General features: G+C 37.8%; 19 protein-coding genes, 3 pseudogenes and 1 riboswitch. Of the genes and pseudogenes, 19 read left to right on the top strand and 3 right to left on the bottom strand.

Annotation, left to right across the window (positions count from 1 at the left end):
• Window positions 1-16: 16 nt before the first annotated feature.
• On the bottom strand, window positions 17-472 hold the full coding sequence (locus STRIC_RS07615; protein WP_008089394.1) for a DUF1694 domain-containing protein: 456 nt from the start codon (window positions 470-472) through the stop codon (window positions 17-19).
• A 218-nt stretch (window positions 473-690) separates the two neighbouring features.
• On the opposite strand from STRIC_RS07615, the gene eno reads away from it, so the two are divergent.
• Entirely contained in the window at window positions 691-1,998 is a 1,308-nt protein-coding gene (gene eno / locus STRIC_RS07610; protein WP_008089274.1) for a surface-displayed alpha-enolase, read from the top strand.
• A 212-nt stretch (window positions 1,999-2,210) separates the two neighbouring features.
• Here the strand turns inward: eno and STRIC_RS07605 are convergent, their stop codons facing one another.
• Window positions 2,211-3,074, bottom strand: a complete 864-nt coding sequence (locus STRIC_RS07605; RefSeq protein WP_008088535.1) for an IS982 family transposase — start codon at window positions 3,072-3,074, stop codon at window positions 2,211-2,213.
• 143 nt (window positions 3,075-3,217) lie between these two features.
• Here STRIC_RS07605 and STRIC_RS07600 point away from each other — a divergent pair, with 143 nt between their 5' ends.
• The 3 genes and pseudogenes from STRIC_RS07600 to STRIC_RS07585 form a co-directional block, all read left to right on the top strand.
• Entirely contained in the window at window positions 3,218-3,418 is a 201-nt protein-coding gene (locus STRIC_RS07600) for a hypothetical protein (protein ID WP_008089498.1), read from the top strand.
• A 162-nt stretch (window positions 3,419-3,580) separates the two neighbouring features.
• A protein-coding gene (locus tag STRIC_RS07590; RefSeq protein WP_156033603.1) for an IS3 family transposase occupies window positions 3,581-4,686 on the top strand; the annotation gives its coding sequence in 2 pieces (ribosomal slippage) (window positions 3,581-3,857 and window positions 3,857-4,686; 1,107 coding nt in all).
• A 19-nt stretch (window positions 4,687-4,705) separates the two neighbouring features.
• Window positions 4,706-6,195 (top strand): annotated as a pseudogene (locus tag STRIC_RS07585) (nuclease); the annotation flags it as partial.
• A gap of 55 nt (window positions 6,196-6,250) precedes the next feature.
• Here the strand turns inward: STRIC_RS07585 and STRIC_RS07580 are convergent.
• Window positions 6,251-7,273, bottom strand: a pseudogene (locus STRIC_RS07580) (IS30 family transposase).
• Between the two features lie 9 nt (window positions 7,274-7,282).
• On the opposite strand from STRIC_RS07580, the pseudogene STRIC_RS07575 reads away from it, so the two are divergent.
• The 15 genes and pseudogenes from STRIC_RS07575 to STRIC_RS07505 all read left to right on the top strand — a co-directional run.
• Window positions 7,283-8,389: pseudogene (locus STRIC_RS07575) on the top strand (LPXTG cell wall anchor domain-containing protein); the annotation flags it as partial.
• A 155-nt stretch (window positions 8,390-8,544) separates the two neighbouring features.
• Window positions 8,545-8,646: riboswitch (PreQ1 riboswitch) on the top strand.
• Window positions 8,644-9,150 carry a QueT transporter family protein gene (locus STRIC_RS07570; RefSeq protein WP_008088759.1) on the top strand — a complete coding sequence of 169 codons (507 nt, stop codon included), beginning with the start codon at window positions 8,644-8,646 and terminating at the stop codon, window positions 9,148-9,150. (Overlaps the previous riboswitch by 3 nt.)
• A 92-nt stretch (window positions 9,151-9,242) precedes the next feature.
• Window positions 9,243-11,201: an NAD-dependent DNA ligase LigA gene (ligA, locus tag STRIC_RS07565; RefSeq protein WP_008089097.1), complete on the top strand. Its 1,959-nt coding sequence runs from the start codon at window positions 9,243-9,245 to the stop codon at window positions 11,199-11,201.
• 13 nt (window positions 11,202-11,214) lie between these two features.
• On the top strand, window positions 11,215-12,237 hold the full coding sequence (locus tag STRIC_RS07560) for a diacylglycerol kinase family lipid kinase (protein ID WP_008089369.1): 1,023 nt from the start codon (window positions 11,215-11,217) through the stop codon (window positions 12,235-12,237).
• Between the two features lie 8 nt (window positions 12,238-12,245).
• A complete protein-coding gene (gene pulA / locus STRIC_RS07555; protein WP_008088833.1) occupies window positions 12,246-14,519 on the top strand; it encodes a type I pullulanase in 2,274 nt (757 codons plus the stop codon).
• A gap of 127 nt (window positions 14,520-14,646) precedes the next feature.
• Complete coding sequence (glgB, locus tag STRIC_RS07550) at window positions 14,647-16,530, top strand: 1,4-alpha-glucan branching protein GlgB (RefSeq protein ID WP_008089293.1); 1,884 nt, start codon at window positions 14,647-14,649, stop codon at window positions 16,528-16,530.
• An 80-nt stretch (window positions 16,531-16,610) separates the two neighbouring features.
• Window positions 16,611-17,750 carry a glucose-1-phosphate adenylyltransferase gene (locus STRIC_RS07545; protein WP_008088676.1) on the top strand — a complete coding sequence of 380 codons (1,140 nt, stop codon included), beginning with the start codon at window positions 16,611-16,613 and terminating at the stop codon, window positions 17,748-17,750.
• Window positions 17,740-18,873, top strand: a complete 1,134-nt coding sequence (gene glgD, locus STRIC_RS07540) for a glucose-1-phosphate adenylyltransferase subunit GlgD (protein WP_008088945.1) — start codon at window positions 17,740-17,742, stop codon at window positions 18,871-18,873. The genes STRIC_RS07545 and glgD overlap by 11 nt, the downstream gene beginning before the upstream one ends.
• On the top strand, window positions 18,870-20,300 hold the full coding sequence (gene glgA / locus STRIC_RS07535) for a glycogen synthase GlgA (RefSeq protein ID WP_008088842.1): 1,431 nt from the start codon (window positions 18,870-18,872) through the stop codon (window positions 20,298-20,300). The genes glgD and glgA overlap by 4 nt, the downstream gene beginning before the upstream one ends.
• 305 nt (window positions 20,301-20,605) lie before the next feature.
• Window positions 20,606-20,803, top strand: a complete 198-nt coding sequence (locus STRIC_RS07530; RefSeq protein WP_008089547.1) for a F0F1 ATP synthase subunit C — start codon at window positions 20,606-20,608, stop codon at window positions 20,801-20,803.
• A 34-nt stretch (window positions 20,804-20,837) separates the two neighbouring features.
• Window positions 20,838-21,554 (top strand): F0F1 ATP synthase subunit A, encoded by a 717-nt coding sequence (gene atpB, locus STRIC_RS07525; protein ID WP_008089512.1) that lies wholly within the window; start codon window positions 20,838-20,840, stop codon window positions 21,552-21,554.
• Between the two features lie 17 nt (window positions 21,555-21,571).
• On the top strand, window positions 21,572-22,066 hold the full coding sequence (atpF, locus tag STRIC_RS07520) for a F0F1 ATP synthase subunit B (RefSeq protein WP_008089315.1): 495 nt from the start codon (window positions 21,572-21,574) through the stop codon (window positions 22,064-22,066).
• Window positions 22,066-22,602 (top strand): F0F1 ATP synthase subunit delta, encoded by a 537-nt coding sequence (locus tag STRIC_RS07515; RefSeq protein ID WP_008089157.1) that lies wholly within the window; start codon window positions 22,066-22,068, stop codon window positions 22,600-22,602. Before atpF ends, STRIC_RS07515 begins: the two co-directional genes overlap by 1 nt.
• Window positions 22,603-22,617: 15 nt before the next feature.
• Complete coding sequence (gene atpA / locus STRIC_RS07510; RefSeq protein WP_008089063.1) at window positions 22,618-24,123, top strand: F0F1 ATP synthase subunit alpha; 1,506 nt, start codon at window positions 22,618-22,620, stop codon at window positions 24,121-24,123.
• Between the two features lie 18 nt (window positions 24,124-24,141).
• Window positions 24,142-25,017, top strand: a complete 876-nt coding sequence (locus STRIC_RS07505; RefSeq protein WP_008088946.1) for a F0F1 ATP synthase subunit gamma — start codon at window positions 24,142-24,144, stop codon at window positions 25,015-25,017.
• The last annotated feature ends 111 nt before the right edge of the window (window positions 25,018-25,128 follow it).

Raw genomic sequence — 25,128 nt, 5'->3', positions numbered from 1 at the left:
AAGGTTAAACAAGCTATTATTTAAATAATTTGCTCCAAAAAGATGAGTTTTGGCGAGCGTTTTCATGGGGGTCTTTAAGGGTGTCCATATTTTTTAGTAGTGTAGAGACATCTGTTTCTTCTCGGTCAACAGCGTGATTGCTATGAATGATTAAAGCAAAAGGAGATGTGCTAGCTTTTTCTTCTACAATGGTTGCCAAAAGTCCATGTTCTTTGGCAAGCTTCATGTAGAACATTTGGGCTTGTGAATCTAAGTGGGAAGCGATTTTAACGGCTAGGGAGTCGTAGATGTCTTTTAGGCTTGCGATTTGATTGCTGATATAATCCATTACTTGTGATTTGCTGCCATCTTCTAATAGTACAGATAAAACCATTCTTTCTGAAAAAGTGCCTAAGTAATGACGTTGTTGATCGGGACTAAAACGCTTTTCTCCTAAGGCAGCTTGTAGTAATTTCTCATCTAAGTTTTCCATATTAATCTCCCTTCCTTGTATTCTCATTATACCTGTTTGTTTAAAAAAAGACCAACAGTCAGCTGTTTGAAAGTTTTCAGCAAATAAACGAAAAGAAAGAAAAAATCTCTTGAAAGCGCTTTGTCCCTTTCATAAAATTGCTTTTTAATTTGCCTAAACCATTAGTTTGTGGTATTATTAACATGTAAAATATTAAAACTCATAAGGAGAGTATTACAATGTCAATTATTACTGATGTATACGCTCGCGAAGTCCTTGACTCACGCGGTAACCCAACACTTGAAGTAGAAGTTTATACTGAATCAGGTGCTTTCGGACGTGGTATGGTTCCTTCAGGTGCTTCAACTGGTGAACATGAAGCTGTTGAACTCCGTGATGGCGACAAATCTCGTTACCTTGGTCTAGGTACTCAAAAAGCAGTTGATAACGTTAATAACATTATCGCTGAAGCAATCATTGGTTACGATGTTCGCGATCAACAAGCTATTGACCGCGCAATGATCGCTCTTGACGGTACTCCTAACAAAGGTAAACTTGGTGCAAACGCTATTCTTGGTGTATCAATCGCTGTTGCTCGTGCTGCTGCAGATTACTTAGAAGTGCCACTTTACACTTACCTTGGCGGTTTCAATACTAAAGTTCTTCCAACTCCTATGATGAACATCATCAATGGTGGATCTCACTCAGATGCTCCAATTGCATTCCAAGAGTTTATGATCATGCCTGTAGGAGCACCTACTTTTAAAGAAGGTCTTCGTTGGGGTGCTGAAGTTTTCCACGCACTTAAGAAAATCCTTAAAGAACGTGGTCTTGTTACTGCTGTTGGTGACGAAGGTGGATTCGCTCCTAAATTTGATGGAACTGAAGATGGTGTAGAAACTATCCTTAAAGCTATCGAAGCTGCAGGATATGAAGCTGGCGAAAACGGTATTATGATCGGTTTTGACTGTGCATCATCAGAATTCTACGACAAAGAGCGTAAAGTTTACGATTACACTAAATTTGAAGGTGAAGGCGCTGCAGTTCGTACTTCTGCAGAACAAGTTGATTACCTTGAAGAATTAGTTAACAAATATCCAATCATCACAATCGAAGATGGTATGGATGAAAATGACTGGGATGGTTGGAAAGTTCTTACTGAACGCCTAGGCAAACGTGTTCAATTAGTTGGTGACGACTTCTTCGTTACAAACACTGAATACCTTGCTCGTGGTATCAAAGAAAACGCTGCTAACTCAATCCTTATCAAAGTTAACCAAATTGGTACATTGACTGAAACTTTTGAAGCTATCGAAATGGCTAAAGAAGCTGGTTATACTGCTGTTGTATCACACCGTTCAGGTGAAACTGAAGATTCAACAATCGCTGATATCGCAGTTGCAACTAACGCTGGACAAATCAAAACTGGTTCATTATCACGTACAGACCGTATTGCTAAATACAACCAATTACTTCGCATCGAAGATCAACTTGGTGAAGTTGCACAATACAAAGGTCTTAAATCTTTCTACAACCTTAAAAAATAATCTGATTATTCATTAAAGGTCAAGAAATATTGATTCTAAAACATTCTAGAAAGTTATCCTAGAATGTTTTTTTGTTTTTACAGTCGTCAGTTATTAAAGAGACAAGTCAATAAAAAATACTTTCTAGACTTGACTAGAGCTCTATCTTAGTGAAATAATATAGTGAGAAATGTCGTGTCAGACGATAAAAAATTTAAAATATACCCATGGTGCTAGTTAATTTCAAAATATCTCAAATTGTAAGCTAGTATGATTTGTTCAATCCTCAATTGCAGCCCTGTCATGCCCCTATCCAGTGTTCGTTCCATATCAAAAAGGGAACAAAGTTCTGAAAATCTAGTCTCAATGGTTCGTCTCATAGCCATTAGTTTCCAATGATTATGCTGTTTAGCCCCTTCCATATTTTGACGCAAGGGAGTCCAGAGGTGATAGCCATTTTGCTTCAACTCATCTTTCAGCTCACGGTTAAGGTAACCTAAGTCTGCTAAAATGACGGATTGTTCACACCTTTCTAGCAACTCGTAAACTGCCTTAATATCATGAACAGAGGCTGGGCTGACAACATAATTCAGAATGTAGCCTGATAAGGTCACTAGCATGTGAACCTTAAAACCGTAAAACCACATATGTTTAGAGGCGGTGTAACCAATATTAGCTATCCCATTGAAAAGTCTGACCCTGTGGTTACGAATAGATTGACAAAGTGGCAAAGGAAAGCTGTCTATAATAACAATGGTATTGGGAGAAATTTGAGTGTTCATTGCCTGACGAATCACTTGAACCAGCCAAATCAACTGTCTTGCACGCCTATTAAAGCGACTTCTTTCTAGTAATGTACCGCAGGGAAATAGCTGACAAATCCTATAAAAGTGACGTTGTGATTTAATACCTAGTTCAGCTTGTAATAGCAGTAAAACTAGAAGAGATTGGTCTGAAACTTTGGACAGACAGACGTTGCGACGGTGTTTGAAGTCTTCCGGACAATAATCTTGATAAAACTGAGAACAAATTTTTGATAATTGACGCATATTCCATTGTAAGTGATGGGATTTAGCTGTATACTGTAAGTGGCTCATTTGGACTAACCTCCTGTTTGTGTAGGCACTTACAGTATAGTCCTTTTGGGCTTTTTATTGTATTTTGAGATTAACTAACACCACGGGTAAAGTTTCTGTTACAATAAGCATGTAATAAATCGCATGATGCGAAAGGAGTTTTTATGTTGAATAGGAAATTTTTCACTTATGCCTCATTATTGGCTTTGGTTGCTGTTCCAGCAGTTTTAGAAGACGCATCAAACCAAAATCAGAGTCAAGTAGTGTATGCAGCAGAAGTGACTAACTCTGCTCCAGAATTGGTAACAGATAGCTCAAGTATTCCGACAACTGTAGTTGATACGGAAAAACTATGGAACCTATGAATGCTACCAGTGATTCAGACCTTACGGATGCTTCTGTTGCTTCGGAGCCTGTAGCGACTCCTGAAATGCCAGCAGTTAGCGCTGATAGTAAACCTGAATAGGTTACACTAAACTAGACAGAATTTATAAAGTGTTCTACACTAAAGAAAATAGGAGAATATTATGTCTAGAAAAATACGTCGCCACTTCACCGATGACTTTAAGCAACAAATCGTTGACCTTCACAATGCAGGGATGAAACGAAGTGAGCTTATCAAAGAATATGAGTTAACCCCATCAACCTTCGATAAGTGGGTACGTCAGGCTAAAACAACTGGTTCCTTTAAAACTATTGATAATCTTACAGATGAGCAGCGTGAACTGATTGAACTCCGAAAGCGTAATAAAGAACTCGAAATGCAGTTAGATATCCTAAAGCAAGCGGCGGTGATTATGGCACGAAAAGAGAAGTAATCACTGCTAATAAAGACAAATATAGCATTTCAGCCATGTGTCGTTGGTTGAACATTCCTCGTTCTAGCTATTACTACAAGGCTGTTAAACCAGTCTCTGAAGCGGAACTTGAAGAAAATATCAAAGCTATTTTTCTCGAAAGTAAGGCCAGATACGGGGCTAGGAAAATCAAGAAATGTTTGGAAAATGAAGGCATCCAGCTGTCTCGTCGTCGGATTCGTCGCATCATGCACAAACTCAACTTAGTATCCGTTTATCAGAAAGCAGCCTTCAAGCCACATTCAAAAGGGAAGAATGTGGCAGCTATTCCTAATCACTTAGCCAGACAATTTCATCAAGAAAAGCCTCTAAATGCTTTAGTAACAGACTTAACCTACGTTCGTGTCGGTAATAGCTGGGCTTATGTTTGCTTGATTATTGATCTCTTCAATCGTGAAATCATCGGTTTGTCAGTTGGTTGGCATAAGACCGCCGAATTGGTTAAACAAGCGATTCAGAGCATCCCTTACGCTCTGACCAAGGTCAAGATCTTCCATTCTGATCGTGGGAAGGAGTTTGATAATCAGCTGATTGATGACATGTTGGAAGCTTTTGGAATCAATCGTTCTCTAAGCCAAGCAGGCTGTCCCTATGACAATGCGGTAGCTGAGAGCACCTATCGCGCTTTCAAAATTGAATTTATTCATCAAGAAACCTTTCAGTCACTGGAAGAATTAATCCTTAAAACGAAAGATTATGGGCACTGGTGGAATTACCATCGCATTCATGGCAGTCTCAACTACCAGACACCCATGACATGGAGATTAATTGCTTAAAGAAAAAAGCACTTTATAAATGTTGTACAGAAAAGTGTTGCCTTTTCAACCAATTGAGGAAGTTAGAAAAAGTCCAGAAAAACAAGCTTACACAGTCTATGGCAAAATCATTAGTCCTGTAGACGGTTGGGGTGGAAAAGGATTTTATATCCAAGATAATAGCGGTTCAGGACTTTACATTTACCCTAATAAAAAAGACCTTGGCTTTAAAATGGGTGATGTGGTTGAGCTTACAGGAACTTTAACACAGTATAAGGGTGAGCTTCAGCTTAAGGACATTACAGCCTCTAAAAAAATCTCAGGCGACGTCGCAGCACCAGTAGTAGAAACAACTATCCCAGAACTTGAGAATACAAAACAAGCTACTTTAGTCAAGCTTTCTAATGTAACAGTTGGTAAAATTAAGTCTGAACAATATGAAACCTCTTCTTTTAAAGTCACCGATGCTTCTGGCAATCACGTGGCCGTTCGATTGGATAATCGCACAGGAATTAAAACCTCTGATTTGATGACCAAAGTCAATGAAGGTGATTTTATTAACTTAACAGCTATCCATTCAATGTTTGAAGGCAAACGTCAACTTAAACCATTTAGCTTGGAACAATTTGAAATTGTCAAGCAAGCGGTTCGAAAAGAAGAAGTGACACCGGAAAATCAAGTCGTCAAAATCGGTCAAATCCAAGGAGAAGGACACGTTTCTCCGCTAGTTAATCAATCTGTTACTGTAAAAGAAGTGGTTGTGACTTACCTTGATGACAAGATTCATTTTTACGTTCAAGATTTGAAAGCTGATAATAACCTAGTCACATCAGATGGTATTCGTATTTTTGCTAAGAATTTCAATGTTAAAGTAGGAGACGTTTTAACCATTACAGGAACAGTTGAAGAGTTCTTTGGTAAAGGTTATGAGGAAAGAAAACAAACTGATCTTACAATCACACAGATTAAAGCAAATAAAATCACGAAAACTGGTCAAGCCGCTGTTCCAGCGCACTTGTGCTAGGTAAAGATCGTTTAGCTCCAAAAGATATCATTGATAACAATGGCTTATCGCTTTTTGACCCTCAAGAAGATGCTATTGATTTCTGGGAGTCAATGGAAGGAATGTTAGTGGCGGTTGATAATGCTAAAGCTGTTGGACCGATGAAGCATAGTGAAATCTATGTTCTGCCAGGCACTTCAAATCGTACTTTAACCAATTCTGGTGGAGTCTTATTACAACCAAGTGTTTACAATACAGATATCATTCCAATTCTATTTAAAAAAGGTAAACAAACGATAAAAGCTGGAGATTATTTTACTGGTAGACTTGCTGGACCTGTATCCTATAGCTTTGGAAATTATAAGGTTTTTGTTGATGATACCAAGTTACCAAAATTCCAAGATGGACAATTACAGCCTGAAAAAACACATATTGTTAAAGATTTCAATAAGTTGAGCATTGCTTCTTACAATATTGAAAACTTCTCAGCTGATAAAAAATCAACTAAAGATGAAAAAGTAAAACGAACGCAAGTTGTCAAGTCAAGTACAACCAGTTCATAGATAACTAGAGTTCCAGATGTTAAGCTGTTCGGGATAGCTCAAACAGGAATTTTGAGGATTGATATTGAAGAAGTCGTCTTGGGCGCTCATTGATGGCAGTAATATAATTGTCAAGTTCTTCAGAGGTTAGTGGATTAAGTGAGACTCCTTTAGGGACATATTCTCTGAGGAGGCCATTGAAGTTCTCGTTTTTTCCTCTCTCATGTGAAGAATAGGGATGTGCAAAGTAAACTTCAACAGCTTCTAAGTTTGAGAGTAAACTAAACTCAGAACCATTATCCGCTGTGATGGATGCAATAGGATACTGACTGATGAGATGCGTGACAGCACGGTTAATGGTTTGGGACTGCTTGTCTTCTAGCTTAACTCCTAGTGCATAGCGTGTCTGGCGCTCTACCAAAGTCAACATAACAGCTTCACCTTTGGTTTTCTTGCCGAGAACCAAATCAATCTCCCAATGCCCAAATTCAGAACGATCATTAATATATTCTGGACGTTCTTCGATAGATTTACCTAAAGTCTTCTTATTCGTCTTCATGACTTTCTTAGAACGTTTTCTGATACTAACCATCTTAGGCAAATCGATTGGTTTAATAGCTAATACCCCCTCTTTGATATAACGATAAATCGTTTTGGTAGAGGGGACGACTTCTTCAGGATGGTTCACTTTGTAAGTCTGAACAAAACTATCCACACTATGGAGACGAATGTTAGCCGTCAAGGCAGATTCTAATTGTTCAATGAACCTAGCGGAGCAGTCATTCAACTTGAGATAAGAACTCTTTTGACGATTGGTTTCATAGACACGTTGCCCACTATCAGCGAAATAGGCGTTGTAAGAAGGTTTGTTTTCCATTCTTATCCTTTACCTGTTCTACTGAACCACGTTTATTTCTCGGCAGATTGTAGAACGGTGACGACCCAAGAGTCGAGCAATCTCAGCGGGTTTCTTTCCCATTTTAAGATAAGCAGCAATTTCACCCCGTTCTGTGGCTGAAAGATGAGAATAGGATGATTTTCTGGTAGAATTAATGTTGGACATGTTCATCTGCTTTCCATACTGAATTGGGGAATTCTAGTATATCAGACGAACATGTCTTTTTTGTTGCACTTCATTTTACAACGCGGGAAAGTAAAACGAATTGCGAATTCCTTCATCCATGACTTGAATTCACCAGACATTATTGGATTAATTGAAGTTCAAGATAATAATGGACCAAAAGATGATGGCACAACAGATGCAAGTCAAAGTGCACAACGTCTCATTGATGCGATTAAAGCTCTTGGCGGACCAACTTATGTGTATGTTGATATTGCTCCAGAAAATAATGTGGATGGTGGCCAGCCAGGTGGTAATATTCGTACAGGTTTCCTTTACCAACCATCACGTGTCAGTCTATCAGATAAACCAAGAGGTGGCGCAAATGATGCGGTAGCATGGGAAAATGGTGAGCTTAATATGAGCCTTGGTCGTATTGCTCCAACTAATGCTGCATGGAAAGATGTCAGAAAATCATTAGCAGCTGAATTTATCTTCCAAGGAAATAAGGTAGTTGTCATTGCTAACCATTTGAACTCAAAACGTGGAGATAACGCTCTTTACGGACGCATACAGCCTGTGACATTCAAATCAGAAGAAAGACGTCATGTACTTGCTAAAATGTTAGGTGACTTTAATGACTTTGAATTTACAAAGACTATTGCTTTGATTGAAGAAGGTAACATGGCTAACTTAGTCAGTCGTCATGAGCTTTCAGATCGTTATTCATATTTCTACCAAGGTAATAACCAAACACTTGATAATCTTTTAGTGTCTAACAACCTTTTAGGACGTTATGAATTTGATATGATTCATGTCAACTCACCATTTATGGAAGCTCATGGTCGTGCTTCTGACCATGATCCATTGCTTGTTCAATTGTCATTTGCTAAAGATACTACTATCAAAGATGATAAGGTGATTAATGGTCCTAAAGAAGCTGCTAAAGGAAATATGCCTCAACAACTTTCTACTAAAAAAGCAACTGTAGTAGCTGCGACATCTTCAAGAGCGCTTCCTAAAACAGGTGAAAAATCTGCTTTCGTGATGAATCTATTTGGAATGGCTACGCTTCTATCAGTTTTCGGTGTATTGTCTAAACGTAAAGAGTTAGACTAATTAGGTAACTATCATTAACTTCAAACGGGTTCATGATGGTCATTAGTAGGCAAAAATGAAAAGACAAGTAAGCTGTCTGCAAGGAAAAGCAGATAAGACTTACTTGTCTTTTTCTAATTTACAGAAGAAAAAAGAGACTTGAAATTTTGACAAATTGTGCTAGAATGAAGAAGTTGCCTAGCAATCCTTGGTGCTTAGTTCCTTTCACCAAGCATATTATACGCGTAAAAAATGACACCAAAGGAGAGATACCAATGAAAACCTTAACTGTCCGTGACCATGTTCATATTGCTTTAGTTGCTGCTTTATATGTGGTACTAACGATTACACCGCCCTTAAATGCTATTTCTTATGGCATGTATCAATTTAGGGTTTCAGAGATGATGAACTTTTTAGCCTTTTATCATAAAAAGTATATCATTGCTGTTACCATTGGTTGTATGATTAGTAATTTTTACAGTTTTGGTTTGATAGACGTTTTTGTTGGTGGAGGCTCTACCCTTCTTTTTGTAACCTTAGGTGTCTTATTATTTGAAAAATATAAAACTGTCTATCTTTTAAATAGCCTATTTAATAAAGCTTTTCTGTATTTTTCCATCTTTTTTTCAATTTCAATGGTAACAGTCGCTATTGAACTGTATTTCTTTGGAGCACCTTTTTTCCTAACTTGGATGACTACAGCAGTTGGTGAGCTAGCTTCCTTACTTATCGGCTCCGTTATTATTGATAAATTATCCAAGCGAATTAATCTTAGTCAATAAAACAACAGGGTCTACTCTATCAGGTAGGCTTTTTTTCGATGGAAGCGGCAGCTAGTTAGCTTATTTAAGGGTTTTTGTGATAAAATAAGATTATGAAAAAACGCATAAGTGAATTGACAGATTTATTAAATCGCTACCGTCAAGAATATTATACCAACGATGCACCGTCTGTTTCTGATAGTGAGTATGATAAGCTCTATCAGGAATTGGTCGAACTGGAAGAAACCTATCCTGAGTATGCATTGAAAGATAGTCCTACCCAGTTGGTAGGGGGAACCTTGCTAACGGGCTTTGAAAAATATCAGCATCAGTATCCGCTATATAGTTTGCAGGATGCTTTTTCACGTGACGAATTAGATGCTTTTGATAGACGAGTTAAAGCTGAATTTCCTAAGGCTCAGTATATGGCTGAATTGAAAATTGATGGCTTATCTATTTCATTGATTTATAAAGCAGGTCGCTTGCAGGTTGGGGCTACTCGAGGAGATGGTAGTGTTGGGGAAAATATAACCGAAAATATTAAGAAACTAAAAGATATTCCCCATCTCTTAGCAGAAAAGATTGATATCACTGTCCGTGGAGAGGCCTATATGCCAAAAGAGTCTTTTCAAGTTATTAATGAAGAAAGACGTGAAAACGGTGAAACTGAATTTGCCAATCCAAGAAATGCGGCGGCAGGAACCTTAAGACAACTTGATACAAAAGTAGTGGCCAAACGCAATCTAAAAACCTTTTTATATCAAGAAGCCAGTCCGAATGCTTTAGAAAGTCAAGAATCAGTCTTGAGCCACTTAGAAACATTAGGTTTTTCTGTTAATTCTAGGTACCTGCTTAGCTCTTCAATGGATGATATTTGGGATTTTATTCAAGCAATTGCTTCTGAAAGAGACAAGTTACCTTATGACATTGATGGTATTGTTATAAAAGTCAATCATCTGGCTATGCAAGAAGAACTTGGTTTTACCGTTAAAGCACCTAGATGGGCTATCGCATACAAGTTTCCTGCGGAAGAAAAAGAAGCCGAAATTCTATCTGTGGATTGGACGGTAGGACGAACAGGAGTGGTTACGCCAACCGCAAATTTAAGTCCTATCAAATTAGCTGGGACAACAGTTAGTCGTGCTACTTTACATAATGTGGATTATATTGCCGAAAAAGATATCCGAATAGGTGATACAGTTGTAGTTTATAAAGCGGGCGATATTATCCCTGCTGTATTGCGCGTGGTTGAAGATAAGCGTAAAGAAACCTTTCCGATGCCAATTCCTAAGCATTGCCCTTCTTGCCAGAGTGACTTGATCCATTTTGAAGATGAAGTTGCCCTGCGCTGCATCAATCCGCTGTGCCCTAGTTTAATCCAACGAAGTTTAGAGCATTTTGCCAGTCGAAATGCTATGAATATTGCAGGTTTAGGCCCTGCTATTGTTGAAAAATTATTTACAGCAGGCCTAGTTCATGATGTGGCAGATATCTATCGTTTAACAAAAGACAACTTACTTCAACTAGAAGGGATTAAAGAGAAATCGGCCGAAAAGCTTTTAAATGCTATTCAAGCTTCAAAGTCAAATTCAGCTGAAAAATTACTCTTTGGTTTGGGAATTCGACATATCGGAGCAAAGGCTAGTCGTTTGATCTTAGAGACCTTTGGAGATTTGGAAAGTCTTTTAGCTGTTGAAGAAGAAGCCATTGCTCAAATTGATGGTTTAGGCCCTGTTATCGGGAAATCTCTGTCTTATTACTTCCATCAAGAGGCTGTCTCCATATTATTATCGGAATTAAAAGCTGCAGGCGTCAATCTCACTTATCTAGGTCAAAAAGTCGATACTAGCGCAGAACTCTTTGGCTTAACAGTCGTTCTAACAGGGAAATTAGAGCAGTTAACCCGTAATGAAGCCAAAGAAAAGTTAGAAGCTCTTGGCGCCAAAGTCACAGGCAGTGTTTCTAAAAAAACAGATTTGCTGCTTGCTGGTAGTGATGCAGGTTCTAAGCTGGAAAAAGCTCAAAAACTAGGAATCAGAATCGAAGATGAAGCTTGGTTACTCAATCTTTAAATGAGGTGATAAAATGAAAAAACAAATGAGAGCACGTCTCATTTACAACCCAACTTCTGGACAGGAAATGATGAAAAAAAGTGTTCCAGAGGTTTTAGAAATTTTAGAAAGTTTTGGCTATGAAACATCCGCTTTTCAAACAAAGCCAGATAAAAATTCTGCTTTTAATGAAGCTAAGCGAGCGGCTCAAGCAGGCTTTGATTTATTGGTAGCTGCAGGAGGCGATGGAACCATTAATGAAGTGGTTAATGGTATTGCTTCCTTAAAAAAACGTCCTAAAATGGCTATTATTCCTACTGGAACAACTAATGATTTTGCCAGAGCTTTAAAAATTCCAAGGGGAAATCCGACAGCAGCGGCTAAGCTTATTGGTAAAAAACAAACCATTCAAATGGATATTGGTCGTGCTAGGAAAGATACTTACTTTATTAATATTGCAGCTGCAGGCAGTCTGACAGAATTGACTTATAGTGTTCCTAGCCAGTTAAAAACCATGTTTGGTTATTTGGCTTATTTGGCTAAAGGAGTAGAGCTTTTGCCGCGTGTTAGCAATGTTCCTGTTAAAATAACCCACGATAAAGGGGTTTTTGAAGGGAATGTGTCAATGATTTTTGCAGCTATTACCAATTCAGTCGGTGGCTTTGAAATGATTGCCCCTGATGCCAAATTGGATGACGGCATGTTTACCTTGATTTTAATCAAGACAGCAAATCTTTTTGAGATTGTTCATCTCTTGAGACTGGTTTTGGATGGAGGAAAGCATGTTACCGACCGTCGTGTAGAATATATCAAGACCAGTAAAATTACCATTGAACCTCAATCAGACAAACGCATGATGATTAACTTAGATGGTGAATACGGAGGTGATGCTCCGATTGTGCTTGAAAATTTAAAAAACCATATCACCTTTTATGCGGATACTGATTTGATTTCAGATGATGCCTTAGTCTTAGACCAAGAAGAGCTAGAAATAGAAGAAATTGTTAAAAAATTTGCACATGAGGTAGAAGACTTAGAGCAGGAAATGGAGGAATAAGCTTAGCCATGGATAATGCTATTATCGTACATTACCATAGTCGCACAGGAAATTATTTTGATTTGAGTTTGTGGCAATGGCAAGATGGTAAATTAGGAAAAGACGCTTATTTTTCCCGATTTGACAGTTTTGGGGCTGTTGCTCATCTTAACTATGCTGCTCCTTATTTTTTAAGCCATGCTTATGTGATTGTTAAAGATCAATATTGGCGTCACAAAACCATTGATTACCGTATTGAACGAGATTATGGTATTGCTAAGACAGAGATTTGGCTAGTGGATGGAGATGATACTGTCTACTATTCAAGACAAGCAGCAGTTGCCAGTCATTCTTATAGTCGACGTTCAAGCCATGCTTTTGACCGACGCTGGGGTTTTCAAGGCTGGTTAGGGTATAGTTATCAGCAAAATCAGACTACTTTTCGTCTATGGGCTCCAACAGCTGAAAAAGTGGAGTTAATTTTGTATGCCTCTACAGATCAGACGTCAAGTGTCTCTCAAGTGATTGCTATGACGAGGGGCTCAAACTACAATCCTGACGACCATACTCAAAATACGCAGGGAGTCTGGCAAATCGCTTTAGAGGGTGATTATAATTATCAAGCTTATCGTTATCGGGTTTATTATCGCAAACGAACCTTCCGAGATAGTCGAGATCCCTATGCTATTGCTACTACAGCAAATGGTAAACGATCAATTGTTATTGACCCAAGTCACTTAAAACCAGAAGGTTTTTCGGTTAAGCAAGGAGAAGAAGCTGTTTGGAGACTAGACAATCCTAATCAAGCTCTGATCTATGAAATGCATGTTCGTGATTTTTCTAAATCAGAAACTTCAGGAGTTAGTCGTGAGAATCGAGGGAAATTTAAAGGACTAATAGAAACTGGAACCAGAAACCCTTATGGGGATATGACGTGTTTTGATTATGTGAAGTCCTTAGGTATTACTCATGTTCAGCTTCAACCTATTTTCGATCACCATCAGACTTTTCAAGAAGATGGTAGCTATGCCTATAATTGGGGTTATGATCCAGAGAACTATAATGTGCCAGCGGCTACGTACTCTAGCAACCCTCATGAGCCAGCTACTCGTATTTTAGAACTGAAAGAGGTTATTCAAGCCTACCACGATGCTGGATTGAATGTCGTCATGGATGTGGTATATAATCATACCTTTTCTTCTCGAGACTCTGCTTTCCAACGAACAGTTCCTGATTATTACTATCGGATGACACCAGATGGTCGTTTTCAAAATGGTTCAGGTTGTGGAAATGAAACAGCTAGTGAAAAAGAAATGTATCGCAAGCATATGATTGATTCGATACTTTACTGGGTTAATGAATATAATATTGACGGTTTTCGATTTGATTTGATGGGGCTCCATGATATTGAAACCATGAATCTTATCAGACAGGCTCTTAACAAAATTGATCCTCGTATTTTGGTATATGGTGAAGGATGGGATATGGGAGTTGGTCTAGCGCCTGAGCAAAAGGCCAAAAAAGTAAATGCAAATCAAATGCCTGGAATCGGATTTTTCAATGATGATCAACGAAATGCGGTTAAAGGGGCAGAAGTCTATGGCGCATTTGAGCAAGGCTTTGCTTCAGGTGCTGCCACAGAAGATATTGTGGCTAAAGCTATTCTAGCTAGTGATGAGTTAGTAGATTATATTAGTCCAAGTCAAGTTGTTAATTATGTTGAAGCACATGATAATTACAATCTTAATGATCTGTTTTGGGCTTTAAATCCTGAGGATAGTGATGAGCAACATCGCAAACGTGTGCAGTTAGCCTCTGCCATGAATATCATGATGCAGGGCCTTTGTTTCATGCATATTGGACAGGAATTTTTAAGAACAAAATTGTTTCCAACAGGGGATAATAGTAGTTTAACGCAATCTGATAAAGAGAGGGCTATGAACTCTTACAATGCTCCAGATCAAGTTAACCAGATTGATTGGCGCAAGGTCACTTGGGAAAAAGAAACCATTACCTTTATGAAAAAATTAATCTTTTTGAAAACTAAAACACCCATCTTTTCATATCCAAGTTTTGAAAAAATTAGACAGCATGTCTATATAGAAAAAGCTGATAAAAACACTGGTTACATCAGCTTTACCATAGATGATGAGAGAAAATACCGTATTATTTTCACGAATTTTAGCAAACGCTTGCCTTCATCAGATAAGAATGTTATAATTGAAACAAATGATAAGCGCTTTCAAAGATATACATCAAATATAGACGATTTGACTGCCATGATCCTTGACATCACGCAATAGCCTGAGACTACTCAGGCTATTTTTGTTTATTGGTAGCAACTCTTTTGCTAGATGAAGCATTAAGTTGTTAGCAGCTCCCTATAATTACTAATTAAGATAAGATAGAAAAATCAAAGAGGGTAACAGGATGACTGATGATTTAGCATTGTACACATTTGGAACAGGTGAAAATGTTTCATTATATCATTATTTAGGAGTACATCCCTTTGTCCATGATGGTAAAGAAGCTTATGTTTTTAGAGTTTGGGCTCCAAATTCCGAATCAGTTAGCTTAATTGGTGATTTCACAGGCTGGCATGAGAATCCACTGGCTATGCAAAAAAATCAGGCTGGTGTCTGGGAAATCATCACAGAATTGCCACAAGAAGGCAATATCTATAAGTATTTGGTCAAGCGTCAAGGTGGTCATGTTGTGGAAAAAATTGATCCTCTTGCTTTTCAGTTTGAATCTCGTCCAGGAACAGGAGCCATCGTTAAAAGGATAAAACCTAGAAAATGGAAAGATGGCCTTTGGATGGGACGACGAAAAAAATTAGGCTTTAGAAAACGGCCCGTTAGCATTTATGAAGTACATGCTAATTCATGGAAGAAAGATCAGGAGGGTAATCCTTATGACTTAAAGGGCTTGAAAGAGCATTTAATTCCTTACTTAAAAGAGATGAATTACACACATGTTGAATTCATGCCAGTGATGACTCATCCTTTAGATATGAGTTGGGGTTATCAGTTAATGGGCTATTTTGCCTTTGAATCAACCTTTGGTAATCCAGAAGATTTTCAAGACTTTGTAGAAGCTTGCCACCTTAATAATATTGGTGTTCTGATTGATTGGGTACCTGGACACTTTACACAAAATGATGATGCCTTAGCTTACTATGACGGTACAGCAACTTTTGAATATCAAGATCCTGATAAAGCTAGGAATTTTGGATGGGGTGCTCTCAATTTTGACTTAGGAAAAAATCAAGTCCAATCTTTCCTTATTTCCAGTGCTATGTTTTGGCTAGAAACCTATCATATTGATGGGATTCGTGTTGATGCTGTTAGTAATATGCTTTACTTGGATTATGATCAAGGGTCTTGGAAGCCCAATATTTATGGTGGTAACCAGAACCTGGAGGGGGTAGGCTTTCTCCAAAAACTCAATCGCATTATTAAAGAGAGATATCCTGATGTCATGATGATTGCTGAAGAATCGAGTTCAGGAACGCCAGTTACAGCTTCGATAGAAGAAGGAGGGCTGGGCTTTGACTACAAATGGAATATGGGATGGATGAATGATATTTTAAGATTTTATCAAGAAGATCCCTATTTTAGACAATTTCATTTTGAGTTATTAACCTTTAGTTTTGTATATTGTTTCAATGAACATTATATTTTACCATTTTCACATGATGAAGTTGTTCATGGTAAAAAAAGCATGCGACAGAAGATGTGGGGAGATGACTACAATCAATTTGCTGGCCTAAGAAATTTACTGACTTATCAAATCTGCCACCCAGGCAAAAAGTTACTTTTCATGGGTTCAGAGTTTGGTCAATCTTTAGAGTGGAAATACTACGATCAGTTAGAATGGCAAGAAAGTAATCACTATTTTAATGCGAGATTATCACATTTTGTAGCCACCCTTAATCAATTTTACAAAGACCACAATATGCTTTGGCAAAATGATGAGACTTATGCAGGAATCGATATTATTGATGCTGATAATAAAGAAGAGTCAGTTCTATCTTTTTGCCGGGTTAATGATAAAGGAGATATTTTACTTTGTGTCTTCAATATGACGCCTGTTGAGAGACAAGGTTTTAAAGTGGGAGTTCCTAAAGCAGGTATTTATGAAGAAATTTTCAATACTGAGTTAGAGACATTTGGAGGTGTTTGGAAGGAGCATAATCCTCTTACTTCTACTCAAAAAGAAGAATGGAAGGAGTATCAAAATACCTTACAAATGACTTTACCAGCACTAGGAGCTAGTATTTGGAAGGTCAAAAGAGATTTTAAAAACGAATAATAAGTTAAGGAAACAATAAAGGAATCGATATAGTGTTTGTTTAAGTGGCAATTTGATGCCAGTCACGAAAGGATATCAGCATGAAAGATGAAATGTTAGCTTTGATTTTAGCAGGTGGCCAAGGTACACGATTAGGGAAATTAACCCAAAATATTGCTAAGCCAGCTGTACAATTTGGTGGGCGTTACCGCATTATAGATTTTGCACTTTCTAATTGTGCCAATTCAGGGATTCATCATGTCGGAGTTATTACACAATATCAGCCACTTGCTTTGAACCATCATATTGGCAATGGCTCTTCATGGGGACTTGATGGCATTAATTCGGGTGTAACCATCTTACAACCTTATTCTGCTACAGAAGGCAATCGTTGGTTTCAGGGAACCAGTCATGCTATCTATCAAAATATTGATTATATTGATAGTATTAATCCTGAGTATGTGTTGATTTTATCGGGAGATCATATCTACAAAATGGATTACGATGACATGCTTCAAACTCACAAGGATAATATGGCAAGTCTTACGGTAGCTGTTATTGATGTTCCATTAAAGGAAGCAAGTCGTTTTGGGATTATGAACACTGACACAAGTGATCGTATCGTTCAATTTGAGGAAAAACCAGCTAATCCTAAATCAACCAAAGCTTCAATGGGGATTTATATTTTTAACTGGAAACGACTAAGAACCATGTTGATTGATGCTGAAAAAAATAACTTGGACATGTCAGATTTTGGTAAAAATGTTATTCCAAGCTATTTAAAAGCAGGAGAACGCGTTTACACCTATAACTTTGATGGCTATTGGAAAGATGTTGGTACCATCGAATCTCTTTGGGAAGCCAATATGGCTTATATTGGGGAAGACAATGCTCTACATAGTCGTGACCGTTCTTGGAAAATGTATTCTAAAAATCATATTGCACCGCCTAATTTTATCACTCAGGATGCTCAGGTTAAGGACTCATTAGTAGTAGATGGAAGCTTTGTTTCAGGTAAAGTTGAACACTCTATTTTATCAACAAATGTTCAAGTGAAAAAAGGAGCCCACATTAAAGATTCCTTTATTATGAGTGGAGCGATTATCGGTGAAGGAGCTCAAATTACTCGTGCCATCATTGGGGAAGGGGCTGTTATTGGAGATGGCCTAGTCATTGATGGTAGTGATGAGGTTCAAGTAGTCGGTTACAACGAAGTCTTGGGGGTATCAAATGAAAATTGACAAATATTCAGCCATCTTAGGTAGCTCAATTGGTTACTCAGAGATGAAAGGTTTAACAGATTCACGTCCATTAGCTAATTTGCCCTTTGATGGTAAGTACCGTTTGATTGACTTTCAACTCTCTAATCTAGCTAATGCAGGTGTACGAAGCATTTATGGTATTTTTCGTGGTCAAAATATTCGCTCTGTCTTTGATCATATTCGCTCAGGCCGGGAATGGGGATTCAATAGTCTATTAAGTCATTACTTTTTAGGGTTTTACAAGACCAAAGATGATGCTAAAGAAACTGATAAAGATTATTATGATCAAATTTTGACCTATTTGAAGCGTTCAGGCTCTGACCAAACCATCTACATGAGTTGTGATATCCTTTGTAATATTGACTTAGAGCAAGTGATTCATCTTCATAATGCCAATCAACGCCAAATGACAGTAGTCTATAAACGTATGCCTGTACAATCGATTTCTCAATCTAATAGTATTTTGGATATAGATGAAAGAGACACTGTTTATGGTAGCAGAGAAGAAGTCATAGCAAAGGATTTTGAAAAAATGTCGGCAGACATTTATATTGTTAACACCTCTTGGCTAATCCAAGAAATGGAAAAAGAGGCCCAAAAAGAAAAACCACTTAAACTACGTTTTTTGCTTAGACACTTAGTTGTTTATGAAGGGGCACTGGGCTTTGAATATACGGGTTATTTAGCTAATATTCATTCGGTTAAATCTTATTATGATGCTAATATGGATATGCTGGATCCTCAAAAGTTTTATTCGCTCTTATATGCTAATCAGAAGATCTATACCCGAGTTAAGAATGAAGAAGCGACCTATTTTGATCAGGCTTCTGAGGTCAGTAATGCCCAGTTTGCTTCTGGCAGTATAGTCAAAGGTAAGGTAGAGCATTCTATTGTTTCACGCAATTGCTATATTGGTTTAGGAGCCAGTGTTAGCCATAGTATTTTGTCCCCTAAAGCGACTATTGGTGAGGGTGCTAGCATTTTCTATGCTATTATAGACAAGCAAGTTTCGATTGCTCCTGGAGTTACTATCCAAGGAAGTCCTATGACTCCTATTGTCGTAGCAAAAGGAACTGAGGTAACAGAGGATTTAATAAAATGAAAATAACGTTTGTAGCCGCAGAAGCTGCTCCCTTTGCTAAAACAGGTGGTTTAGGTGATGTCATAGGTGCATTACCTAAAGCTCTTGTCAAAAAAGGACATCAAGTCAGTGTCATTCTTCCTTATTATGATATGATTGACCATTCATTTGGAGATGAAGTTGAAGATGTTTTGTATTTTTATACAAATCTGAGTTGGCGTCGACAATATGTAGGTATTAAGAAACTCACCAGAGATGGCATTAGCTTTTATTTTATTGATAACCAATATTATTTTTTCCGTGGTAAGATTTATGGGGATTGGGATGATGGTGAACGTTTTGTCTATTTTCAACTAGCAGCTCTTGAATCACTAGAAAAATTGAATGACATTCCTGATATTTTACATGTTCACGATTACCATACTGCCATGATTCCATTTTTATTGAAGGAAAAGTATCATTGGATTAATGCTTATCGAAATATCAAAACCATCCTGACGATTCACAACATGGCATTTCAAGGTCAGTTTGATCCTGCTATGTTAGGTGACTTATTCGGGGTTGGAGCAGAGCGTTATGAAGACGGTACCTTACGGTGGAACCATTGTCTCAATTGGATGAAAGCGGGGCTTTTATACGCTAATCGTATCACGACAGTTTCCCCAACCTATGCAGAAGAAATTCAAACTAGTGCTTTTGGTAAAGGTTTGGATCAAGTGATGCGTATGGAACGTGGAAAACTCTCAGGCATAACAAATGGCATAGATACAGATCTCTATAATCCTCAAACAGATCCTTATATTGAGGCGCATTATATGGTAGAAAATCTTTCTCAAAAACAAGTTAATAAGAAAGCTTTGCAAGAAAGATTAGGTTTACCTATAGAAGCTGACATCCCCTTAATAGGAGTTGTGTCACGATTGACAGATCAAAAAGGGTTTCATTTGGTAGTAGACGAGTTAGAATATCTCTTGCAACAAGATGTGCAACTAGTTGTTTTAGGAACTGGAGATTATAGGTATGAAGAGGCTTTTACTTATTTTGCCCAGAAATACCCTCATAAATTAGCAGCAATTATTTCATTTGATTTGGCTTTAGCGCAACAAATTTATGCCGGATCAGATTTATTCTTGATGCCAAGTGCTTTTGAACCTTGTGGACTTTCACAAATGATGGCAATGCGTTATGGAAGTCTTCCTATAGTACATGAAATAGGTGGTTTGAAAGATACTGTTCAGCCTTACAATCCTTTTGATCATAGTGGAACTGGATTTAGTTTTAACCACTTTTCAGGTTTTTGGTTAACCAATACCTTATTATTTGCCCTTGATATCTATCGTAATCGAAAAGAGGACTGGCGACAACTCCAAGTAAATGCCATGACAAAAGATTTTTCATGGGATACAGCTAGTCAAGCCTATTTGAACCTATATCAAGAGATTCTCTAAAAGGTGATGGCTAGAGTAACTTTGGTACTCACCCTACTAAATTGTTATCAAATAAATGATAAGACCAGAAAAAACGGCATATGCCGTTTTTTCTGTACGGGAATACCTTGGAAACTGGTGACTTTTTTTGTTATACTGTTAATGTGACGCTATTTTTTAAGAGAAAAGACCAACATTTTTTGAAAAACTTTAAAAAAGGTTAGTATTAGTCTAAGAATGCGTGTTTAGACTAAAGAAATCTGTTGACATTCTTAATTTTAAGGAATAGAATAACAAAGTAAAAAAATTTTAAGGAGTATTCTACTATGAATCCTATTTTCGCATTGGCTTTTGCCTGTTTTGGTGTCTCTCTTGCCGAAGGTTTTTTGATGGCAAACCTTTTCAAAGCAGCATCTCGTCAACCAGAAATTCTTGGTCAATTACGTTCACTAATGATTTTGGGTGTTGCCTTTATTGAAGGTACTTTCTTCGTTACCCTTGTTATGGCCTTCATTCTTAAATAACAGCCTATTTAAAAATAGAAAAGGAGGGTGTTAGATGGAAGAAGCTAAATTACCTATGTTAAGGCTTGGTCCAATAACCTTTAATTTGACCCTACTTGCTGTTTGTATCGTCACGATTGCGATTATTTTTGCCTTTGTCTTTTGGGCAAGTCGCCAAATGAAATTGAAGCCTGAAGGGAAGCAGACCGCTTTAGAATATTTAATCAGTTTTGTTGATGGTATAGGAGAAGAGCATTTGGACAGTCATGTACAAAGGTCCTATTCGCTTTTACTCTTCACCATTTTTCTCTTTGTAGCTGTCGCCAATAACCTGGGCTTGTTTACCAAGTTAGAGACAGTTAACGGCTATAACTTATGGACATCACCAACTGCCAATTTGGCATTTGACTTGGCTTTATCCTTATTTATTACCATTATGGTTCACATTGAAGGGATTAGACGTCGAGGACTTGGTGCCCATTTGAAACGTTTGGCCTCACCATGGCCAATGACTCCCATGAATTTACTTGAAGAGTTCACAAATTTCTTATCACTTGCCATCAGGTTATTTGGTAATATTTTTGCCGGGGAAGTTGTTACGAGCTTGATTGTTCAATTAGCAAACTATCGCTTCTATTGGTGGCCAATTGCTTTCCTTGTAAATATGGCATGGACAGCTTTTTCAATCTTTATTTCCTGCGTACAAGCTTTTGTATTTACAAAATTAACAGCGACCTACCTAGGTAAAAAAGTCAATGAATCAGAAGAATAAGGAAGGAGAACAAACGAATGTCAGTCACATTTGGTGAACTCGTTGGGAATTTTATTCTAGTAACAGGTTCTGTAATCGTCTTGTTACTCTTGATCAAAAAATTCGCTTGGGGTGCAATAGAAACTATTCTGAAGACACGCTCAGAGCAAATATCACATGATATTGAACAAGCCGAGCAATCACGTCTAAGTGCTCAAGCTCTTGAAAAAGAAAAGCAAGCTAACTTAGATCAAAGTCGTTCAGAAGCAAGTAAAATTATTAGTGAAGCAAAAGAAATTGGTCAATTACAAGGTGATAAGCTAGTAGCAGAAGCTACTGATGAAGCAAATCGCTTAAAAGAAAAAGCCTACACAGATATTGAGCAAAGTAAATCTGAAGCAATTTCGGCAGTTAAGTCAGAAATGTCAGATCTTACTGTTCTTTTAGCAGAAAAAATTATGGGAGCCAATCTTGATAAGGCTGCACAAAGTCAGCTTATTGACAGTTATCTGGATGAATTAGGAGAAGCCTAATGACCAAAAAAGAAGAAGCTCTTATCAAACAGTATGCAAAAAGTCTTGTCGAAGTTTGTCAAGAGCAAGGAGCTCTTGATAGCTTACAAGCAGATGTGCTTGCTATTTTAGAGACTTTTGAAACAACTGAACTCCAAAAAACTTTGGAAAGTTTAGCTGTTCCACACGCTGAGAAAGTTCAATTAGTCAAATACCTTCAAGGGGATCAGTCACTTTATTTGAATAATCTTTTAGAGGTAATTTTGCAAAACGAACGTGAGAATTTCCTCTATGAGATTCTCCAAGCAGTACTAACTGAATTAGCTCTAGTTTCTAATCAGTATGATGTTTTTGTAACAACGGCTTTACCTTTAAGTCAAGAACAAAGAGATCGTGTCCGTCAGGTGGTTGCAACTAAATTTGCAGTCCAAACCGGTCGTTTGATTGAAAAAGTAGATCCTTCTATTATCGGAGGATTTATTATCAGTGTTAACAACAAAGTCATTGACACGAGTATTCGTCGTCAATTGCAAGCCTTTAAAATGAATATTAAATAGAAAGTGGTGTGACTTTTGGCAATTAATGCACAAGAAATTAGCACTTTAATTAAAAAGCAAATTGAGAACTTCCAGCCAAATTTCGATGTCACAGAAACCGGAATCGTTACCTATATTGGTGATGGTATTGCACGCGCTCGTGGCTTAGATAATGCCATGAGTGGTGAACTTCTTGAATTTGAAAATGGTGCCTATGGTATGGCTCAAAACCTTGAGTCTAATGATGTGGGTATCATTATTCTTGGTGATTTTTCAACAATCCGTGAAGGAGATGTTGTTAAACGTACTGGTAAAATCATGGAAGTGCCGGTTGGTGAAGCTCTTATTGGACGAGTGGTAAACCCACTTGGACAACCTGTAGATGGACTAGGTGATATTGCAACAACTGGATTTAGACCAGTTGAAGCTCCAGCGCCTGGTGTTATGCAACGTAAATCAGTCTTTGAACCATTACAAACAGGTTTAAAAGCGATTGATGCTCTAGTACCAATCGGTCGTGGCCAACGTGAGTTGATTATCGGTGACCGTCAAACAGGTAAAACATCTGTAGCAATTGACGCCATCTTGAACCAAAAAGGTCAAGATATGATCTGTATCTATGTGGCTATTGGACAAAAGGAATCAACTGTTCGTACACAGGTTGAAACCTTACGTCGTTATGGAGCCCTAGATTATACCATTGTGGTAACGGCATCTGCTTCTCAACCATCGCCTATACTCTTTATTGCACCTTATGCTGGTGTGGCAATGGCTGAAGAGTTTATGTATAATGGCAAACATGTTCTGATCGTTTATGATGATTTATCAAAACAAGCGGTAGCTTATCGTGAATTGTCACTCTTGCTTCGTCGTCCTCCAGGTCGTGAAGCTTATCCAGGGGATGTTTTCTACTTGCACAGTCGCTTGCTAGAACGTTCTGCCAAAGTTTCTGATGATTTAGGTGGTGGCTCTATTACAGCTCTACCATTTATTGAAACACAAGCAGGTGATATCTCAGCTTACATTGCAACAAACGTTATCTCAATCACAGATGGCCAAATTTTCTTGCAAGAAAATCTCTTTAACTCAGGAATTCGTCCGGCTATTGATGCGGGTTCATCAGTATCTCGTGTAGGTGGTTCCGCTCAAATTAAAGCGATGAAAAAAGTTGCTGGTACCTTACGTCTTGACTTAGCGTCATATCGTGAGTTAGAAGCCTTTACTCAATTTGGTTCAGACTTGGATGCGGCAACACAGGCTAAGTTGAATCGTGGTCGTCGTACCGTTGAAATTTTGAAACAACCGCTTCACAAACCATTACCAGTTGAAAAACAAGTTGTTATTTTATATGCTTTGACACATGGTTTCTTGGATGATGTTCCAGTTGATGATATTTTGGCCTTTGAAGAAGCTCTCTATGACTACTTTGATGTGCATTATGATCATTTATTTGAAACGATCCGTACAACAAAAGACCTTCCTCAAGAAGCAGAACTTGATGCTGCAATTCAAGCATTCAAAGAACAATCGAACTTTAAGTAATAGAGGGAGGATACTAGTATGGCAGGCTCTCTAAGTGAAATTAAAGCTAAAATTATTTCAACGGAGAAAACAAGTAAAATCACTAGTGCCATGCGTATGGTTTCTTCTGCAAAACTTGTGAAATCTGAGCAAGCAGCTCGTGATTTTCAAATTTACGCTTCTAAAATTCGTCAAATTACAACTGATTTTTTAAAGGCAGATTTAACACTGGGTTCAGAAAACCCAATGTTAGCCACCCGCCCTGTTAAAAAGACAGGCTATATCGTGATTACATCCGATAAAGGCCTTGTCGGTGGTTATAATTCTAAAATCCTTAAATCTATTATGGATATGATTACAGAATACCATGCCGATGGTGACTACGAAATCATCTCCATTGGTAGTGTGGGTTCTGATTTCTTTAAAGCTAAAGGTATGAATGTTGCTTTTGAGCTTCGTGGTCTAGCTGATCAACCAAGCTTTGAAGAAGTTGGTAAGATTATTTCACAATCAGTTGATATGTTTGTAAATGAGATTTTTGATGAACTATATGTTTGTTATAATCATCATGTCAACAGCTTGACTAGTCAAGTACGTGTTCAACAAATGCTCCCTATTTCGGATTTAGTTGCGGAAGAAGCAACCGAAGAAGGGGTAACAGGATTTGAATTAGAGCCAAATCGTCATGTCATTTTAGACCAATTATTGCCTCAATTTACAGAAAGTTTGATTTATGGGGCTATTATTGATGCTAAAACTGCTGAGCATGCTGCGGGTATGACTGCTATGCAGACAGCCACAGATAATGCTAAAAACGTGATCAACGATTTGACCATTCAGTATAACCGTGCTAGACAAGCAGCAATCACACAAGAAATTACAGAGATTGTTGCAGGAGCAAATGCATTAGAATAGGATTTTACAATCTTGTTCTGTTTCCAATAGAACGAGACTTATCCGTTTTATCTCAAAGAGATAAAGTAACAATTGAGTTAGCTATTGATTCGTTAATACTTTAGAATTTAA

The organism is Streptococcus ictaluri 707-05, assembly GCF_000188015.2.
Taxonomy (GTDB): Bacteria; Bacillota; Bacilli; order Lactobacillales; family Streptococcaceae; genus Streptococcus; species Streptococcus ictaluri.
Note: the sequence above shows the minus strand (reverse complement) of the source record. Positions and strands in the feature narration are given on the sequence as shown.

Bases quoted from the DNA above. Each gene is read 5' to 3' on its own strand.
- STRIC_RS07615 (WP_008089394.1), bottom strand. From the start codon at position 472: ATGGAAAACTTAGATGAGAAATTACTACAAGCTGCCTTAGGAGAAAAG.
- eno (WP_008089274.1), top strand. From the start codon at position 691: ATGTCAATTATTACTGATGTATACGCTCGCGAAGTCCTTGACTCACGC.
- STRIC_RS07605 (WP_008088535.1), bottom strand. From the start codon at position 3,074: ATGAGCCACTTACAGTATACAGCTAAATCCCATCACTTACAATGGAAT.
- STRIC_RS07600 (WP_008089498.1), top strand. From the start codon at position 3,218: ATGTTGAATAGGAAATTTTTCACTTATGCCTCATTATTGGCTTTGGTT.
- STRIC_RS07570 (WP_008088759.1), top strand. From the start codon at position 8,644: ATGAAAACCTTAACTGTCCGTGACCATGTTCATATTGCTTTAGTTGCT.
- ligA (WP_008089097.1), top strand. From the start codon at position 9,243: ATGAAAAAACGCATAAGTGAATTGACAGATTTATTAAATCGCTACCGT.
- STRIC_RS07560 (WP_008089369.1), top strand. From the start codon at position 11,215: ATGAAAAAACAAATGAGAGCACGTCTCATTTACAACCCAACTTCTGGA.
- pulA (WP_008088833.1), top strand. From the start codon at position 12,246: ATGGATAATGCTATTATCGTACATTACCATAGTCGCACAGGAAATTAT.
- glgB (WP_008089293.1), top strand. From the start codon at position 14,647: ATGACTGATGATTTAGCATTGTACACATTTGGAACAGGTGAAAATGTT.
- STRIC_RS07545 (WP_008088676.1), top strand. From the start codon at position 16,611: ATGAAAGATGAAATGTTAGCTTTGATTTTAGCAGGTGGCCAAGGTACA.
- glgD (WP_008088945.1), top strand. From the start codon at position 17,740: ATGAAAATTGACAAATATTCAGCCATCTTAGGTAGCTCAATTGGTTAC.
- glgA (WP_008088842.1), top strand. From the start codon at position 18,870: ATGAAAATAACGTTTGTAGCCGCAGAAGCTGCTCCCTTTGCTAAAACA.
- STRIC_RS07530 (WP_008089547.1), top strand. From the start codon at position 20,606: ATGAATCCTATTTTCGCATTGGCTTTTGCCTGTTTTGGTGTCTCTCTT.
- atpB (WP_008089512.1), top strand. From the start codon at position 20,838: ATGGAAGAAGCTAAATTACCTATGTTAAGGCTTGGTCCAATAACCTTT.
- atpF (WP_008089315.1), top strand. From the start codon at position 21,572: ATGTCAGTCACATTTGGTGAACTCGTTGGGAATTTTATTCTAGTAACA.
- STRIC_RS07515 (WP_008089157.1), top strand. From the start codon at position 22,066: ATGACCAAAAAAGAAGAAGCTCTTATCAAACAGTATGCAAAAAGTCTT.
- STRIC_RS07505 (WP_008088946.1), top strand. From the start codon at position 24,142: ATGGCAGGCTCTCTAAGTGAAATTAAAGCTAAAATTATTTCAACGGAG.